The organism is Massilia sp. 01N417, assembly GCF_056399645.1.
Genome location: NZ_JBFTRS010000020.1, coordinates 50,088 through 64,450 on the forward strand (window position 1 = coordinate 50,088; position 14,363 = coordinate 64,450).

General features: G+C 65.7%; 20 protein-coding genes. 10 read left to right on the forward strand and 10 right to left on the reverse strand.

Translation table 11 applies throughout. From position 1 onward, the window contains the following. Nucleotides 1-160: 160 nt before the first annotated feature. The 4 genes from AC1DOQ_RS20160 to AC1DOQ_RS20175 all read right to left on the reverse strand — a co-directional run bounded on the left by AC1DOQ_RS20160 (nucleotide 161) and on the right by AC1DOQ_RS20175 (nucleotide 2,449). Nucleotides 161-832 carry a YiaD family glycine zipper/OmpA-like lipoprotein gene (locus AC1DOQ_RS20160; protein WP_477368314.1) on the reverse strand — a complete coding sequence of 224 codons (672 nt, stop codon included), beginning with the start codon at nucleotides 830-832 and terminating at the stop codon, nucleotides 161-163. 104 nt (nucleotides 833-936) lie between these two features. Continuing rightward, the gene (locus AC1DOQ_RS20165) at nucleotides 937-1,083 is read right to left on the reverse strand and encodes a lmo0937 family membrane protein (protein WP_105378160.1); all 147 of its coding nucleotides are present in this window, start codon (nucleotides 1,081-1,083) and stop codon (nucleotides 937-939) included. Nucleotides 1,084-1,173: 90 nt separating this feature from the next. Continuing rightward, nucleotides 1,174-1,404 (reverse strand): hypothetical protein, encoded by a 231-nt coding sequence (locus tag AC1DOQ_RS20170; RefSeq protein WP_477368317.1) that lies wholly within the window; start codon nucleotides 1,402-1,404, stop codon nucleotides 1,174-1,176. 187 nt (nucleotides 1,405-1,591) lie between these two features. Beyond that, the gene (locus tag AC1DOQ_RS20175) at nucleotides 1,592-2,449 is read right to left on the reverse strand and encodes an outer membrane lipoprotein (protein ID WP_477368320.1); all 858 of its coding nucleotides are present in this window, start codon (nucleotides 2,447-2,449) and stop codon (nucleotides 1,592-1,594) included. A gap of 178 nt (nucleotides 2,450-2,627) precedes the next feature. Here AC1DOQ_RS20175 and AC1DOQ_RS20180 point away from each other — a divergent pair, with 178 nt between their 5' ends. Then, nucleotides 2,628-3,359, forward strand: coding sequence for a Crp/Fnr family transcriptional regulator (locus AC1DOQ_RS20180; protein WP_477368323.1), 732 nt, complete (start codon nucleotides 2,628-2,630; stop codon nucleotides 3,357-3,359). A 66-nt stretch (nucleotides 3,360-3,425) separates the two neighbouring features. On the opposite strand, the gene AC1DOQ_RS20185 is transcribed toward AC1DOQ_RS20180, so the two are convergent. The 4 genes from AC1DOQ_RS20185 to AC1DOQ_RS20200 form a co-directional block, all read right to left on the reverse strand. Further along, entirely contained in the window at nucleotides 3,426-4,379 is a 954-nt protein-coding gene (locus AC1DOQ_RS20185) for an IS1595 family transposase (RefSeq protein WP_477368327.1), read from the reverse strand. A gap of 136 nt (nucleotides 4,380-4,515) precedes the next feature. Continuing rightward, nucleotides 4,516-4,737 carry a glycine zipper 2TM domain-containing protein gene (locus AC1DOQ_RS20190; RefSeq protein WP_442124092.1) on the reverse strand — a complete coding sequence of 74 codons (222 nt, stop codon included), beginning with the start codon at nucleotides 4,735-4,737 and terminating at the stop codon, nucleotides 4,516-4,518. A gap of 23 nt (nucleotides 4,738-4,760) precedes the next feature. Next, nucleotides 4,761-5,072, reverse strand: a complete 312-nt coding sequence (locus tag AC1DOQ_RS20195) for a BON domain-containing protein (RefSeq protein ID WP_477368330.1) — start codon at nucleotides 5,070-5,072, stop codon at nucleotides 4,761-4,763. Between the two features lie 89 nt (nucleotides 5,073-5,161). Next, nucleotides 5,162-7,285, reverse strand: a complete 2,124-nt coding sequence (locus AC1DOQ_RS20200) for an AsmA family protein (RefSeq protein ID WP_477368334.1) — start codon at nucleotides 7,283-7,285, stop codon at nucleotides 5,162-5,164. 204 nt (nucleotides 7,286-7,489) lie between these two features. Here AC1DOQ_RS20200 and AC1DOQ_RS20205 point away from each other — a divergent pair, with 204 nt between their 5' ends. The 6 genes from AC1DOQ_RS20205 to AC1DOQ_RS20230 all read left to right on the forward strand — a co-directional run bounded on the left by AC1DOQ_RS20205 (nucleotide 7,490) and on the right by AC1DOQ_RS20230 (nucleotide 10,613). Next, nucleotides 7,490-7,870 (forward strand): DUF4398 domain-containing protein, encoded by a 381-nt coding sequence (locus AC1DOQ_RS20205; protein ID WP_477368491.1) that lies wholly within the window; start codon nucleotides 7,490-7,492, stop codon nucleotides 7,868-7,870. Nucleotides 7,871-7,926: 56 nt separating this feature from the next. Beyond that, a complete protein-coding gene (locus tag AC1DOQ_RS20210; protein WP_477368337.1) occupies nucleotides 7,927-8,850 on the forward strand; it encodes an OmpA family protein in 924 nt (307 codons plus the stop codon). A 39-nt stretch (nucleotides 8,851-8,889) separates the two neighbouring features. Further along, nucleotides 8,890-9,426 carry a ferritin-like domain-containing protein gene (locus AC1DOQ_RS20215; RefSeq protein WP_477368340.1) on the forward strand — a complete coding sequence of 179 codons (537 nt, stop codon included), beginning with the start codon at nucleotides 8,890-8,892 and terminating at the stop codon, nucleotides 9,424-9,426. A 136-nt stretch (nucleotides 9,427-9,562) separates the two neighbouring features. Continuing rightward, entirely contained in the window at nucleotides 9,563-9,829 is a 267-nt protein-coding gene (locus AC1DOQ_RS20220) for an ElaB/YgaM/YqjD family protein (protein WP_477368494.1), read from the forward strand. Between the two features lie 18 nt (nucleotides 9,830-9,847). Continuing rightward, nucleotides 9,848-10,234: a phage holin family protein gene (locus tag AC1DOQ_RS20225; RefSeq protein WP_477368343.1), complete on the forward strand. Its 387-nt coding sequence runs from the start codon at nucleotides 9,848-9,850 to the stop codon at nucleotides 10,232-10,234. A gap of 25 nt (nucleotides 10,235-10,259) precedes the next feature. After that, entirely contained in the window at nucleotides 10,260-10,613 is a 354-nt protein-coding gene (locus tag AC1DOQ_RS20230) for a hypothetical protein (protein ID WP_477368346.1), read from the forward strand. A gap of 134 nt (nucleotides 10,614-10,747) precedes the next feature. Here the strand turns inward: AC1DOQ_RS20230 and AC1DOQ_RS20235 are convergent, their stop codons facing one another. Together AC1DOQ_RS20235 and AC1DOQ_RS20240 are read right to left on the reverse strand one after the other, a co-directional pair. Beyond that, nucleotides 10,748-11,197, reverse strand: coding sequence for a hypothetical protein (locus tag AC1DOQ_RS20235; RefSeq protein ID WP_477368349.1), 450 nt, complete (start codon nucleotides 11,195-11,197; stop codon nucleotides 10,748-10,750). Nucleotides 11,198-11,258: 61 nt separating this feature from the next. Continuing rightward, the gene (locus AC1DOQ_RS20240; RefSeq protein WP_477368352.1) at nucleotides 11,259-11,762 is read right to left on the reverse strand and encodes an outer membrane lipoprotein; all 504 of its coding nucleotides are present in this window, start codon (nucleotides 11,760-11,762) and stop codon (nucleotides 11,259-11,261) included. Nucleotides 11,763-11,954: 192 nt separating this feature from the next. Between AC1DOQ_RS20240 and AC1DOQ_RS20245 the strand changes: the two genes are divergently transcribed. From AC1DOQ_RS20245 to AC1DOQ_RS20255, 3 genes are all read left to right on the forward strand, one after another. Continuing rightward, the gene (locus tag AC1DOQ_RS20245) at nucleotides 11,955-12,500 is read left to right on the forward strand and encodes a hypothetical protein (RefSeq protein ID WP_477368355.1); all 546 of its coding nucleotides are present in this window, start codon (nucleotides 11,955-11,957) and stop codon (nucleotides 12,498-12,500) included. Nucleotides 12,501-12,597: 97 nt separating this feature from the next. Continuing rightward, nucleotides 12,598-12,912, forward strand: coding sequence for a BON domain-containing protein (locus AC1DOQ_RS20250; RefSeq protein WP_442124102.1), 315 nt, complete (start codon nucleotides 12,598-12,600; stop codon nucleotides 12,910-12,912). Between the two features lie 153 nt (nucleotides 12,913-13,065). Further along, entirely contained in the window at nucleotides 13,066-14,349 is a 1,284-nt protein-coding gene (locus AC1DOQ_RS20255; protein WP_477368358.1) for an AI-2E family transporter, read from the forward strand. Nucleotides 14,350-14,363: the final 14 nt, after the last annotated feature.

Genomic DNA, 14,363 nt, shown 5'->3' on the forward strand with positions numbered 1-14,363 from the left:
TCAACATGCCCGGAGAAGGTCTTCGGACACCGGATTTTTGCTTGTGCGGGGGAGGTGGGGCGGCGGGAGAAGAGATGATCTTGCGCTGCACCGCAAAATGTGAACTTATGCGTTCGGGGTACAGCGGGCGCCGTCCTGGCGGCACGGCGCCCGGGTGGGTTCAGCCGGCGCGGTTCGGCTCGTTCACGAAGATTTCGACGCGGCGGTTGCGCGCGCGGCCGGCCGGATCGTCGTTGGACGCGACCGGCTCGCGGGCGGCGCGGCCCTCGACCGTGATGCGGTTCGGATCGATGCCGCGTGCGGTCAGGTAGTCGCGCGTATGGGCGGCGCGGTCGAGCGAGAGCGGCTGGTTGATCTGGTCGCCGCCGGTGTTGTCGGTGTGGCCGATGATGGTCACGTAGGTACCCGGATTCTCGTTCAGGGTGGTGGCGAAGCGGTCGAGGATGGGCCGGAAATTCGGCTTGATGTCGGCGCGGTTGGTGTCGAACGAGATGTCGCTCGGGATCTCGAGCTTGAGGCGGTTGTCGGCGGTCTGCGAGACCTGCACGCCGGTGCCGCGGGTCGCCTGTTCCATCGCCTGGCGCTGCTGCTCCATGTGCTTGGACCAGACGTTGCCGGCTACCGCGCCGGCCAGGCCGCCCAGCACGGCGCCGCGGGTGGCGCGGCCGCTGCCGCCTCCGCCCGTGCTGGCGCCGAGGATGGCACCGAGGCCCGCGCCGACGCCGGCGCCGGTGGCGGTGCCGCGCTGGGTGGCGTTCATGTCGGCGCAGCCGCTGGCGGCGACGGCGAATACGGTCGCGCACAACGTCGACCGGATGAAAGCAGTGTGCATGGCGTTCTCCTTAAAAAAATATCCGTTTCGAAGTCGCGCCCGACACTCGGGGCACGACCGCGAAACGGACCGGGCGGTCTTGCAGCGGTGTTGCGTGACGGGTCTTATATTCCGCGTCCACTGATCAGGCGTACCAGAATCATGATGACGGCAACGACCAGCAGGATGTGGATGAAGCCGCCGACGGTATAGGAAGTGACCAGACCAAGCAGCCACAGAATGATGAGAATGACAGCGATAGTGTAGAGCATGATAGTGTCCTCTTCGAGTGAACCGGCGATGTCTTTGCCGTGAGTTCAGTATCCCGGGATACGCTCCTGTGCTCCGTTCGCTGACGTACATTAAGCTGCGCTTTTTTGTTCTTTTCGCAATCCCGGCACCCAGCCCATGAAGCCCATCAGGCCGATGAAACCGATCAGGCAGGTCAGCAGGCCGCCGGTGATCACGAAGAACAGGTCGTGGGCGGCGATGTCGGCGCTGCCGGGCTGGGGCGCCGGACCGGCGCTGACGAGGCCGAAGCAGGTGAGAAGCAGGCCCCAGAGGATGATCCCGATCCATGCGATGCTGTTCATTGGACTCCCTTTCGTGTGGATGTTCTCCGCCGTTCTGCCGGCGTGAATCGATTCTTGACCGCCGTACGGCTGAGTTCCGTGCGCTAGCGCACATTGCGAAAAAGAAAACAAAAACGGGGCCGCAGCCCCGTTCGCTCATGAACCCGGTCTGCATGGCCGGGCACTGTTCTGGTGCGTTTCGGCCCGGCTAGGCGGCGCGCAGCGAGCCCTTGACGATGCGGACGCGGTCGCCGGTACGCCATTGCGGCGCGCTCTGCTGGTGGAAGGTGCGCAGGCTGCCGTCGTCCAGGCGGACCCGGATCTCGTAGCTGTGATTGGCCTTCATATTGCCTTCGACCTGGTTGCCCATCACGGCGCCGCCGACCGCGCCGGCCACCGTCGCCAGCTGGCGTCCATGGCCGCTGCCGACCTGGTTGCCCAGCAGGCCGCCGAGGATGGCGCCGCCGGCCGCGCCCACGCCGCTGCCCTGGGCGCGGGTCGTGATCTGGCGGATCGATTCGACGTTGCCGCAGTTGCCGCACCAGTTGCCCGCGGATTCCGCCTGGGCCACGCGGGCCGGCGCCTTGGCTTTCGGATGGCTTTCGCGCACCGGCGCCGGTTCGTCGTAGCCGGCGGCGGTGCCGCCCGCGGCGCTGTTGCCGTAGGCGCCGTTAGCCGGCGCCGCATAGCCCGGCGGGTAGCTGCTGGCGGTGGTCGGCGCGATCGAGTTGGCCGGGGCGGCCGGCAGCGGGGCGGTGGTGCTGGGCGTTGCCGGCACATAGCTGCCGACCGCGGCCTGGGCCGGATAGGCCGGCGGCAGCGTGCCCGGTGCCGTGGTGCCCGGCTGGCCCGGCTGCTGCAGGCTGGCGTTGAGGGCGGCGCGGTCGGCGTCGCTCAATTCGCTCCTAACGGGCGCCATCCCGCGCGCGGTGCCGCCCTTCGAGGACGGCAACCAGCCCATGATGGCAGCGGTGCCGACCGCGCAGAACAGGATCACGGCGAGGGCCGCCAGGATCAGGAGAGGATGCTGTCCGACGCGTGTCGGGGGTGTCTGGTGCGTGTTCATGGCGGGTCCTTTTTTTCTTCAGTCCGGTTTGAACATTGTCCATGTCAACAACACCCGGTTCCGTGCGTCACCGTACATACTTCCCCCGGCCGCGCCGGTACGCTGACCGAAAGTTGTTAGCAAATGATACCGCGACGTCAGCCGCAACATTGCCCTGGCGTCCAACCGCGAGGGTCCGATGAATTCTCCTGCTGCACCTATGGTCGCCGAGCATAACGCCAACCAGCTGCTGGCCGCGCTTCCTCCGGAAGACCTGGCCCGCATGCTCCCGGCGATCGACCAGGTCCAGGTGGCGGTGGGGGCCGTGCTGTGCGAGCCCGGCGACACTATCCGCCACATCTACTTCCCGCACGACTGCCTGATCTCGATGATGGCGGTGGCCGAAGTGCGCATGACCCTGGAGGTCGGCCTGGTCGGCCGCGAAGGCATGCTGGGCGCCACCGTCGCCCTCGGCCACGACACCACCCAGGTGCGCGCCGTGGTCCAGCGCGCCGGCAGCGCCAGCCGCATCGACGCCAAGCTGTTCCGCATCGAGTTCGCACGCAGCCCGGCCCTGCAGCGCGTGCTGTACCGCTACACCGACACCCTGCTGGCCCAGGCCATCCAGATCGCCGTCTGCAGCCGCTACCACGTGCTGGAGGCGCGCCTGGCGCGGTCGCTGCTGGTCACCCGCGACCGCCTGCGGTCCGACCGCTTCCACCTGACCCACGAATTCCTCGCCCACGCGCTGGGCGTGCGCCGGGTCGGCGTCACCAAGGCCGCCAGCGCCCTGCAGCAGCAGGGGCTGATCAACTACAGCCGCGGCAATATCGAAATCCTCGATCCGGAAGGGCTGGCCCAGGCGGCCTGCACCTGCTACGAGATCGTGCGCGAAGCCGGGGCCGGCATACCCGCACCATTATTCGTATAAACCATATAAATCGTTTTGGAGGTCCGCGCAGTGCGGCGGCTTCCAAACGTAAAGGCGCTGTTCACGCTAAGTGTTGAACCTGCCGAGCGCCGCTCTCAAAAAGGCGTCGGGGCTGCCGATCCGCTGCCCATCCAGCGCCCAGCGCCAGCCGAAGTAATGGCCCAGGTAACGGCTGGCGACGCCGCGGAAAGGCAGCAGCCAGGCGCGCATCCGGCTGTGATACGCGTTGACATTTTGGATGTGCAGCGCACCGCGCCTTCGTTCGCCGGCGCTCGCGTTGATGGCCTCATGTGAGATCCCGAGCTCCCGCGCGAATGCCGGATAGGCCGCATGGCTATCGGTAACCAGCAGCACGTCGCGCTCCAGCCTTGGCCCCAGGTGCTCTACTAGCTGACGCTTGCTCACGCTGCCCTTGCCGGTCACGGCGTCGATGGTCCGGCCGCTGCGATCGCGTGCGACGAGGATGCACACCTGCTCGTTCGAGATCCCACGCTTTGTCGCCTTCCCGCCGCGCTTTCGTGGCGGACGGTCGAGGCTTCTGGAACCCTTGTGCGATTCGCGCACATACATCTCGTCGGCTTCGGCGATACCGCTCAAGCGCTGCGGCCGGTCATCCTTGCTCAAGGCCAGGAAGCGGTGACGCCATCGAAAACTGGTCGCACTGGCTACGCCGATCTCGCGCGCCGCGCGGCGCACGCTGCGGGAGTCGAGCATACAGCCGAGGTAGTCGAGCCAATGCGCCTTGTGGCGCAGCCGGGCCAGCGGCGTGCCGCTGAGCAGGTTGAAGGTACGACGGCAACTGCGGCAGCGGTAACGCTGCAGTCCATGTGCGTGACCGTGACGATAGGGTTTGCTGGCCTGGCAGTGCGGGCAACAGAGCGGCGTGGCGGGCTGCTCGACGATCTGGAGTACGCGGTCGAGGCCGGCTACCGATTGCAGCAGTGCGAGCAGGCGGTCGCGTTGCCGCCGGGTCAGGCTGGACAGGCGTTGCAGGAACTGTTCGAACTGCCGTGCTTGCATGGTGACTCCGTCAACGGTTCAGGTCGACATTGGACCGCAGGCTGACGGAAAAGATTCCACACTTGGCGCGAACAGCGCCAAAGTAAAACGCCCCGTCGAAACGGGGCGTTTGCTCTTGCGTGAACAGCGAACCGGCTTAGTGGGTCTTGCTGGTCTGGTTGCCGATCACGCCGCCGACGGCTGCGCCGCCCACGGTGCCGACGGCGCTGCCGCCGGTCAGGACCGAGCCTGCCACGGCGCCGACGCCGGCGCCGACGGCGGTGTTACGGTCCTGGTTGGACATGCCGGCGCAGCCGGTCAGGCCCAGGGCGACGGTTGCCAGCGAAGCGGTCACGACGAGTTGTTTGATGGTTTTCATGATGATCTCCTTACGGTGGGTTTTTATCTCAAGCGCAGGTCATTCCTGACCGACTTCACGCCCTTTACTGTACGGGCAGCCGCTGCTGCCGCCGCTACATCGTCCGCCGAGCCGACGAATCCTCTCAGCTGGACGACTCCCTGTGCGGTTTCCACTTCGAGTTCGGAAACCTTCAGGTTCGGATCCCCGTTGATGGCTGCCTTGACTCCGGTCGTAATGGTGGCGTCCTCGATGGCCTGGCCGGCATATTCCCCGGTCGAGGCACATCCCGAGACGGTCACCGGGCCCAGCACCAAGGCGGCCAGCAGCGTCGCGGTACATCCGAATTGCTTCATCTTCCTTCCTTGCCTTGTTGCGTGATGCAGTGATGACAGATTACTTCCGCACACTTGCAGGGTCTGTACGACATCTCACACTACCGAGCTCAACGTTTCTGCTTGCCCGGCGGCGGCGCCTGCGGCTTGGCGCCGGCCTCGGCCAGCAGCGCGGCGCAGGGGCTGTCCTTGCCCGGACCGGTGTTGATCAGCGGGAGCAGGGCGGCGGCCGGCGCCGCCACGATGGCCAGCGCGGCCGCGGCGCCTCCCTTCAGCGCCAGCACCTTCTTGTCGAGCTGCAGGTCGGGATGCTTGAAGGTGCCGCGCACGTAGAAGGGCGTGCGCAGGGTAAAGATACGCAGCGCCTTGGTCTCCGGCTTGACGCGCAGGTCCATCTGTTCGCTGCTGAGGTTGACGGTGCCGTTGATGTCGACGATCGCATCCTCGGTGTCGAGCACGAAGGTATTCGTCTTCGCCACGCCGTTGGTGACGTCGAGGTCGGAGGCCAGGCAGTTCAGCTTCACCTGCTTGTCGCCGAACACCTTGGTGATGATGACGTTGGCGACGTTCAGGCCGGCTTCCTCGAGCAGCAGCTTGCTGACCACGCCCTGGCTAACCAGGCCCTTCACTTCGCCGTTCGACTTGGCCAGCATCTCGCCGACCGAATCGCCGGTGGCGGTCAGCTTGACCTGGGCATACACGTCGCCGGCGGTGGCCTGCTGGATCTTCTGGATCTGCGGGAACAGCTGCTTGACCTCGATCTCGCGCGCGGTGGCCTCGAGCGTGGCCTTGATCGCATCCTTGCCGGCGCCGCCGCTGCCGTCCAGGGTGACGGTCGAGGTGACGCTGCCGCCGGCCATGCCGAAGTCCAGCGGCTTCAGGCGCAGCACGCCGTTGTCCAGGGTCAGGTGGGTCTTCAGCTTGCTGAGCGGTAGTTGCGCGGTCTTCACGATGCGGTCGGCCGAGAAGTGCACGTCGGCGTCCAGCACCTTCCATTTTTCGGTATGGAATTTCTCGACCGGCAAAGCCTTGTTCGCCGGCTGCACCGGCGCCACGCCGCGTTCGCGCTTGCTGGCATTCGAGTCGGCGCCGATCAGCGGGCCGAGGTCGGCAAAGCGCAGCTGGTTCGAATGCACGGTGCCGCTCAGCTTGTTGCGCGGCTTCTGGCTCTGGAAGGTGAGGCTGCCGGCGATGTCGGACTCGCCGACCCGGCCCTTGAACTTTTCGTAGCTCCAGCGCGCGCCCTTGCCGCCGCCAGCCTCGCCGAGCGAGCCGATCAGGTGGCCTTCGGTCGAGAACGACGGGGTTTCCGGCAGCACCACGCCGGTGAAGGCGTACAGGCGCGCCATGCTGGGGCCGGCCAGCTTCAGGCGCAGGTCGAGCCCGGCCAGCTTGGCCGGCCGCGTGACCGTGCCTTCGACCGCCAGCGCGTAGGGGCCGGAATGCACGTCGGCCTGGACCGGGAAGGGCGCGTCCTGGTCTTTCAGGGTCAGGACGCCGCCCGTCTTGCCGCCGCCCGTGACCGGCGCCTTGTTATAGGTGCCGTGCACCTTGAAGCCGATACCGTAGGTCGGGTCGTTGGCGATGGTGTCGACGTCGGCCGTGATGTCGGCATCGGTGATCGCATCCTTGATGTGGACCACGCCCTTCGACAGCACCAGGCGCTCGAGGTCCAGCTTCCACTTCGATTTCTTTTCCTCGTGTTGATAGGCCCAGTTGTAGTGGGTGGCGTCCGTGCGCAGCAGGTCGACCCGCGGGCCGTCGAAGCGCAGCACCGGAATATTGATGGTGTGGCTGAGCAGGGCAAAAGGATTCAGCGAGAACGAGAACTGGCGTACGCTGGCGGTATCGCCCTTCGGCATGTTTGCCGGATTGCCGACGTGCACGTCATTGGCGTACAGGTGGGGCCAGGGAATGTGGTCGCGCCAGGTGCGCTGGCCCGGAATGATGCTTTCCGACGGCCGCTCCCAGTGCACCGACAGGTCGCCGACGATGGCGAAGGGGCGGTCGATGGCGTCGCTGACCTTGGCGTTCAGCCAGGGCTTGGCGCGGTTCCAGTCGAAGGTCAGGAGGAGGATGATGGCGATCACCGGGATCGCGATGAGGATGCCGAGGATCCACAGCACGGTCTTCATGGTGCGCGACATGGCGCGCCCGCCGTGCTGCTTGCCGGCTGCCTTGCCGTGCCTGTCCTGGTCCGCCGGCTTGTTCTCCTCATGCTGTTGGGTTGTCATGGGCAATCCTTCGGGTGGGATGTGTTGAGATCAGATTAACGTAAAGGTCTGCCGATCAATGTGCGATGCCGCACCCTACTGGGATAGCCCTTGCGCCAAGGCCGCCCTATGTGCGGCAGCGAACCGAAGACTTTACGCATGAGGCTTATAACGTTACCAATACAATCTTTCTTCAAAGGGAGAATCACGATGGACATGAAATCGATGAATGTGCTGCTGCGGGTGGGCGCGGCCGCTGCGGTCCTGAGCCTGGCCGCTTGCGCCAGCCCGGAAAAGACCCCGGCCACGGCTGCCGTCGCGGTGTCGCACAACGCCGTCGATAACGCAGTGAGCGCCGGCGCGCCCGAACTGGCGCCCGAGGAAATCAGCGCGGCGCGCGCCAAGATGATGCGCGCCAACCAGGCGCTGGCCGCCAAGGACTACAAGCTGGCGCGCGAACTTGCCGTGCAGGCCCAGGCCGATGCCAAGCTGGCCCAGGCGAAGGCCACTTCGGCCAAGGCGACCGCGGCCTCGAACCAGCTCAACGAAGACCTGCGCGTGCTGCGCCAGGAAGTCGACCGCGCCAATTCGGACCAGCAGCAGTAAGCCGAGCTTCATGACAACCGCGCCTGGCAGGCGCCCATAAGAAGAAAGGACCCACGATGAAATCGCATTTTCTGAAGTCGACGATCTTCGCCGGCGCCGTGCTGCTGGCCGGCTGCAGCACCGTTCCGACCACCACCCCGACCCTCGACGAGGCGCGCGCCGACTACGTCGCGGCCAGCAACAATCCGCAGGTCTCGGCCAATGCGCCGCTGGAATTCCGCCAGGCCAGCGAAGCCCTCGACCGCGCCAACCAGGCCGCCGCCAAGCGCGAGAGCCTGGACACCATCGATCGCCTGGCCTATGTGGCCAAGCAGCGCATCGCCACCGCCCAGGAAGTGGCGAAGGCCAAGAGTGCGGAAGCCGACATCGCCAACGCCGGCCGCGAGCGCGACCGCGTGCAGCTGGAAGCCCGCACCGCGGAGGCCGAACGTGCCAAGCGCGAAGCCGCCGCCGCCAATGCCCAGGCCGCCGCTGCCCAGCAGCAGGCCCAGGATGCCCAGGCCCAGGCCGCCGCGGCCCAGCAGCAGAACGCCCAGCTGGCCGAGCGCGCCGCGCGCCTGGAAGCCATCCTGGTCGAGCTGCATGCGCAGAAGACCGAACGTGGCATGGTGGTCACGATCGGCGACGTGCTGTTCGCCACCGACCGCGCCGAACTGAACGCGAACGGCATGGCGACCGTGCGCAAACTGGCCGAGGTCATGATGCAGAACCCCGACCGCACTGTGCTGGTCGAAGGATTTACCGACAGCACCGGTAGCCACGCCCACAACCAGGACCTGTCGGAGCGCCGTGCGCAATCCGTGGCCCAGGCCCTGACCAGCCTTGGCGTGGAGCGCCAGCGCGTCGCCACGCGCGGCTACGGCGAAGCCTATCCGGTGGCGTCCAACGACAGCGCCTCCAACCGCCAGCTGAACCGCCGCGTCGAGATCGTGCTGTCGAACGAGAACGCACCGATTCCGCCGCGAGCGGCGGTGCGTTGATTTTTGCTTGAGCTCTATTGATAAAGGGGTAGATTGACCATGAACGAGACGAATTCCAAGCTGGCCCACGGCTTCGACATCGCGGAGATCCGCCGTGCGGCCGCCAACCTCGAGGACGGCGCCGTCACCGAAGGCTACGCCGCCGACCGCGAGGCGGTGATCGCGATGCTGAATGCCGCCCTGGCCACCGAGCTGCTGTGCGTGCTGCGCTACAAGCGCCACTATTACACGGTCAGCGGTCCGAACACCGGCCACATCAAGGCCGAGTTCCTCGAGCACGCCCAGCAGGAACAGGACCACGCCGACCGCATCGCCGAGCGCATCGTCCAGTTGAACGGCTCGCCGAACTTCAACCCGGCCACGCTGACCCAGCGCAGCCACGCCGAGTACGACGACTCCGAGGACGTGCAGGCGATGATCCGCGCCGACCTGATCGCCGAGCGCGTGGCGATCGAGTCCTACCGCCAGATGATCCAGGCGATCGGCGACAAGGACCCGACCACCAAGAACATGCTGATCGAGATCCTCGCCACCGAAGAGGAACACGCCGACGACATGCGCGACCTGCTAGCCTGATACGACACGCTTTCCATAACCCACCAAGAACAAGGAGTACAACATGCTCGATTCCATCCGCGCCAACGCCAATTCCGTACGCGCCAAAGCCAACGCCGCCGACATCGACGACAAGCTGGACGATGCCGGCACCGACATGAAAACCCTGGTCAAGGATGCCCAGTCGCTGCTGACCGCGGCCGCTTCCCTGACCGGCACCAAGGCCGACGAGCTGCGCGCACGCGGCATGCGCATGCTGGATGCGGCGCTGGGCAAGGGCAGCGAGTACAAGGATCAAGCCATGGTCAAGGGCAAGGAACTGGCGAAGAATGCCGATGTCTATGTGAAGGACAATCCGTGGCGCACCGTTGCCGCAGCAGCCGGCGTCGGCCTGCTGCTCGGTGTCCTGCTGGGCCGCAAATAATCCGAGCCGGGGGCAGCCATGGAAAATAACGAAACCGTCGTGCAGAGCCCCGGCCTCATTGGTGGGATCACGGGCCTGGCAAAAAACCTGTTCGGCCTTGTATTGTCGCGTGTGGAGCTTGCCGCCCTCGAGCTGACCGAGGTGCGCAACCACCTGATCGAGCTCGTCGCCATCTTCGCGATGGCCGTGCTCGCCACCTGGTTCGCCCTCGCTTACGGAACGGCGACCATCGTCGCGCTGGCATGGGACGAAATGGGCTGGAAGATCCTGCTGGTGATGTTCATCGTCTTCCTCGTCATTACCGGGATCCTGGTGGCCAGGGGCTTGTCCATGCTGAAGCAGGGCAAGCTTGCTTTCCCGGAGACGATGAAGGAACTGCGCAACGACCGCGACATGCTGATGTAAGCATGCCAGCCGAAAGGGAGAAAACATGCAAAAGAACGACCATCGCAGTCACGAGGAAAAGAAGCGCGCACTGCTGCGCGATGCCGAGTTCTATCGCGCGGGCGTGGCCCATGCGCGTGCCCAGGTCAAGCACGCGGTGCGGCCCGAAGTGATGTTCCACTCGGTCATCGATCACGCGAGCTGGGCCCTGCGCACGCGCGCCGACATGCTGCTGAAGCCGACCGGCACAAGTGTATCAGTGCTGGCGCCTTACGCCTTAACCGTGCTAGGCTTCATCCGTAAGCGGCGTCTCGGCAAACCAGCCTTGGGCGTCGCAGCCCTGGTGGGTGTTGCCGCTTGGTACATGCAGCGCAAACGCGCGCAACAAATGGCATACTGAGGGCGAATCGAGGCCGGCCTTCCGACATGAAGGGCCGGTCCGCATGACAGGATATGGTGGGGCTTGAGCGGCGTCGTAATCCTCGGATTGGACGCCGTCTTTTTGCAGGCCAGCTCAGCGCTGCCTTGTGATGATCACTGCGTGTTCGGCACCGTATTCGGAGCCGGCGCTGGCGTCGGTGTCGGCGCCGGGCCCTGGACGGTCTGGACCGTGGTCTCGACCGTCCCTTTCGGCGCATTGTCGAGCTGCGCCGGCGCATTCTTCATATCCCGCTCGTAGCTTGCACGCGCATCCTTCAGGCAGGCTTTGCGCCCCGACGCCGCGGTCTCGCGGCAGGCATTCTTCGCTTCCTCGTAGGCCGCGCCGATCTCCTTCTGCAAAATGCGCAGGCGCGACTGGCGGCTCGTGTCTTCGCTGTGCCAGCGCGCCGGGTCGCCTTTCCGGATCTCGCCGGCCTGCTTGACGGCGACGCTCTTGTCGACCGTGCTGTCGTTGAAGGGCTGGTCCTGGGTCTGCGCCTGGGCGCCGGCCGCGCACAGGGCGGCAAGTGCGGCGGCCAGCGCGAACGCTCGTAGCTGTCTCATGGGTCCTCCATTTTCTGGACGAACGAAAGCCGGCGCACACGCGCCGGCACTCTCACTACGCTTAGTAACGATACACGCGGCCGTCGACGATGCGCACGCGGTTGCCCACGCGCAGGTCGTAGACATTGTCCTGCACCACGGTGCGGTATTCGCCATTGTCCATGCGGATATTCACCGCATAGGCCTGCTGGCCGCCGCCTTCGCGGTTGCGCTCGACATTGTTGCCGATCGCCGCGCCGGCCACGCCGCCGGCCACGGTGGCCGCAGTGCGTCCGCCGCCGCTGCCGACCTGGTTGCCGGCCAGTGCGCCGACCAGGCCGCCGACGATGGCGCCGGCGCCGCTGGTGCGGGCTTCGGCATTCGTCACCTGGATCGATTCGATGGTGCCGTAACCGGCCGAAGCGCTGTCGCGGTAGCCGTCATTGCGGTAGCCGCCGTTGTTGTAACCGGTGTCGGCACCGCGGTAGCCATTATTGCCGTAATAGGGGTCAGGGCTGCTGCTGGCGCAACCGCCAAGGACTGCGCCGGCCGCGACCAGGGCGGCGATAGTTCGGATAGCTTTCATGACTTGTTCTCCTGGCAAAGATGTAAGTCCAGATTAAGCAGCGCCATGCCTGAGGTCTGTGCGATGACGCACCCATGTACTTGCAGCTCATCCATGTCCTTACAACATCTTTTGAATGTGTTCGGCACCGAACAGAACTCTTCGTTACGGCAGAGTAAAACATCACCTGAGTGTTGAAAAAGGAGAAAAACAATGAGGACACCCCATCTGATCTTGTTGCTCGGCGCCGCCATGCTGTGGGCGGCGCATGCGCGGGCGGCCACGCCGGAGTCCAAGCTCGCCTACCAGCAGGCGCGCGAACAGGCAGCGGCCAACTACAAGAACGCGCGCGCCCAGTGCGATGCCGTGACCGGCAATCCGAAGGACCTGTGCGTGGCCGAAGCCAAGGCGGTGCGCGTGCGGGCCGAAGAAGAGGCGCGCGCCAGGTACGAAGACACGCTGAAGGCTTACACCCGGGCCCGCCTCAAGATCGCGGATGCCGACTACGACCGCGACAAGACCCGCTGCGCCGGCCTGGCCGGCAACGACCGGGACGTCTGCCAGGCCCAGGCCAAGGCCACGCTGGTGGCCGCGCGCGCCGACGCCAAGGCCGACCAGAAGACCATCGAAGCCCGCAACGAGGCGCGCGACGACAAGCTGGAAGCGGCCTGGAAAGTCGCCAAGGAACGCTGCGACGCCTTTGCCGGCGCCGCCCGCGACCAGTGCATGTCGGACGCCAAGGCCCAGTTCGGAAAATGATGTAAACGATTTATCAACGATTTATCAACCGATTTATAACCGGCCTCACGGCCATCCCGTATCACCCGTGTGATGCATTGACAACAAGGAGCTCATCATGACCATGACCAAACGTATCGCCACCGCCGTTTTCACCGCCACCGTCGCTTTCGCCGTCGTCGGCTGCGCACAGACCGCCACCCACGAAAGCACCGGCCAGTACCTGGACGATGCCGGCATCACCACCAAAGTGAAAGCCGCTTTCGCCGCCGATCCGAACGTCAAGGCAACCGAGATCAACGTCGAGACCTACCAGGGCACCGTCCAGCTGTCGGGCTTCGTGGCCAATCCGGCCGACGCCCAGCGCGCCGCCGACATCGCGCGCGGCGTGAAAGGCGTGTCCTCGGTCAAGAACGACATTCGCGTGAAGTAAGCCGGCGCGTAGAATGAGCTGACGCCGGATGGTGTGTTCCGGCCGCGCGGGGGACCCCTGTTTGACGCATCAGGTGGTCCGCCCGGGCGCGTCGGCTGGACAGCAACATATCGGCCAGCCCTTGGGTTGGCCTTTCTTTTTTCAGGTATCGACATGCAGCTCGCTCCCACCGCCAAGACTACCGCCGAGCAATCGGACCACCCAAACCCGGCGCCTGCCGCCGCGGAGCCGCGCTCGCCGGAAGAGGCGGCGCGCGAAGCCGGGCTGCTGAGCGCCGAAGGCGCCCCTACCGGCGAAGAGCTGGGCGCCCAGCACGGCGCCCTGCGCCTGCCGGTGCACGTCAACGCGCGCGGGATGTCGCTCGGCATCCTGGCCACCGTCGCCTTCATTTTCGCCCTCCAATGGGCCAAGAATTTCTTCGTGCCGCTCCTGCTCGGCATCTTCCTCGCCTACACCCTCAGTCCGGTGGTGCGCTGGCTGGAGCGCTGGCACGTCAAGCGCGCCATCGGCGCCACCCTGGTGACGGCCGCGATCCTGGCCGGCATGGCGCTCACCGCCCAGCGCCTGCAGGGCGAGTTCTTCAATATCGTCGACGGCCTGCCGGCGCTGACCCACAAGGTCACCAGGCTGATCACCCAGAATGCCGACGGCCAGCCCTCGACCATCCAGCAGGTGCAGGCCGCCGCCGCCGAGATCGAGCAGGCGGCCGCCCATGCCGCCGGCGCCGATGCGCGCCGTGCCCAGCAGCAAAAGCATCCGGCGCCGTCCGGCGTGCCGGGCGCCAGCAATTTCCGCGTGATGGACTGGCTGTTGGCCGGTTCGGTGGGCCTGGCCAGCTTCGTCTCCCAGGCCACCATGGTGGTCTTCCTGGTGTTCTTCCTGCTGCTGGCGGGCGACACCTTCAAGCGCAAGCTGGTCAAGCTGACCGGGCCTTCGCTGACGCGCAAGAAGGTGACCGTCCACATCCTCGAGGACATCAATACCTCGATCCAGAACTATATGTTCATGCTGCTTGTCACCAACACCCTGCTGGCCCTGCTGATGTGGGGTGTCCTGCGGATGATCGGCCTGGAGAACGCCGGCGCCTGGGCCATCTTCGCCGGCGTGGCCCACATCATGCCTTACTTCGGGCCGCTCCTGATCACCTCGGCCACCGGCCTGGTCGCCTTCCTGCAGTTCGAATCGCTGCGCATGGTGATCCTGGTGGCCGGCGCTTCGCTGGCGATCGCGACCCTGGTCGGCATGGTCGTCACCACCTGGATGACCGGCAAGATCGCCAAGATGAACCCGGCCGCCGTGTTCGTCAGCCTGCTGTTCTGGGGCTGGCTGTGGGGTATGTGGGGCTTGCTGCTCGGCGTGCCGGTGGTGGTGGTGGTGAAGGTGGTGGCCGAGCGGGTGGAGGGGATGGAGGTGGTGGCGGAGTTGTTGGGGGAGTGAATTACCCGTCATTC

Excerpts from the sequence above, each read along its gene's own strand:
- AC1DOQ_RS20160 (WP_477368314.1), bottom strand. The coding sequence starts at position 832 with ATGCACACTGCTTTCATCCGGTCGACGTTGTGCGCGACCGTATTCGCC.
- AC1DOQ_RS20165 (WP_105378160.1), bottom strand. The coding sequence starts at position 1,083 with ATGCTCTACACTATCGCTGTCATTCTCATCATTCTGTGGCTGCTTGGT.
- AC1DOQ_RS20170 (WP_477368317.1), bottom strand. The coding sequence starts at position 1,404 with ATGAACAGCATCGCATGGATCGGGATCATCCTCTGGGGCCTGCTTCTC.
- AC1DOQ_RS20175 (WP_477368320.1), bottom strand. The coding sequence starts at position 2,449 with ATGAACACGCACCAGACACCCCCGACACGCGTCGGACAGCATCCTCTC.
- AC1DOQ_RS20180 (WP_477368323.1), top strand. The coding sequence starts at position 2,628 with ATGAATTCTCCTGCTGCACCTATGGTCGCCGAGCATAACGCCAACCAG.
- AC1DOQ_RS20185 (WP_477368327.1), bottom strand. The coding sequence starts at position 4,379 with ATGCAAGCACGGCAGTTCGAACAGTTCCTGCAACGCCTGTCCAGCCTG.
- AC1DOQ_RS20190 (WP_442124092.1), bottom strand. The coding sequence starts at position 4,737 with ATGAAAACCATCAAACAACTCGTCGTGACCGCTTCGCTGGCAACCGTC.
- AC1DOQ_RS20195 (WP_477368330.1), bottom strand. The coding sequence starts at position 5,072 with ATGAAGCAATTCGGATGTACCGCGACGCTGCTGGCCGCCTTGGTGCTG.
- AC1DOQ_RS20200 (WP_477368334.1), bottom strand. The coding sequence starts at position 7,285 with ATGACAACCCAACAGCATGAGGAGAACAAGCCGGCGGACCAGGACAGG.
- AC1DOQ_RS20205 (WP_477368491.1), top strand. The coding sequence starts at position 7,490 with ATGAATGTGCTGCTGCGGGTGGGCGCGGCCGCTGCGGTCCTGAGCCTG.
- AC1DOQ_RS20210 (WP_477368337.1), top strand. The coding sequence starts at position 7,927 with ATGAAATCGCATTTTCTGAAGTCGACGATCTTCGCCGGCGCCGTGCTG.
- AC1DOQ_RS20215 (WP_477368340.1), top strand. The coding sequence starts at position 8,890 with ATGAACGAGACGAATTCCAAGCTGGCCCACGGCTTCGACATCGCGGAG.
- AC1DOQ_RS20220 (WP_477368494.1), top strand. The coding sequence starts at position 9,563 with ATGAAAACCCTGGTCAAGGATGCCCAGTCGCTGCTGACCGCGGCCGCT.
- AC1DOQ_RS20225 (WP_477368343.1), top strand. The coding sequence starts at position 9,848 with ATGGAAAATAACGAAACCGTCGTGCAGAGCCCCGGCCTCATTGGTGGG.
- AC1DOQ_RS20230 (WP_477368346.1), top strand. The coding sequence starts at position 10,260 with ATGCAAAAGAACGACCATCGCAGTCACGAGGAAAAGAAGCGCGCACTG.
- AC1DOQ_RS20235 (WP_477368349.1), bottom strand. The coding sequence starts at position 11,197 with ATGAGACAGCTACGAGCGTTCGCGCTGGCCGCCGCACTTGCCGCCCTG.
- AC1DOQ_RS20240 (WP_477368352.1), bottom strand. The coding sequence starts at position 11,762 with ATGAAAGCTATCCGAACTATCGCCGCCCTGGTCGCGGCCGGCGCAGTC.
- AC1DOQ_RS20245 (WP_477368355.1), top strand. The coding sequence starts at position 11,955 with ATGAGGACACCCCATCTGATCTTGTTGCTCGGCGCCGCCATGCTGTGG.
- AC1DOQ_RS20250 (WP_442124102.1), top strand. The coding sequence starts at position 12,598 with ATGACCATGACCAAACGTATCGCCACCGCCGTTTTCACCGCCACCGTC.
- AC1DOQ_RS20255 (WP_477368358.1), top strand. The coding sequence starts at position 13,066 with ATGCAGCTCGCTCCCACCGCCAAGACTACCGCCGAGCAATCGGACCAC.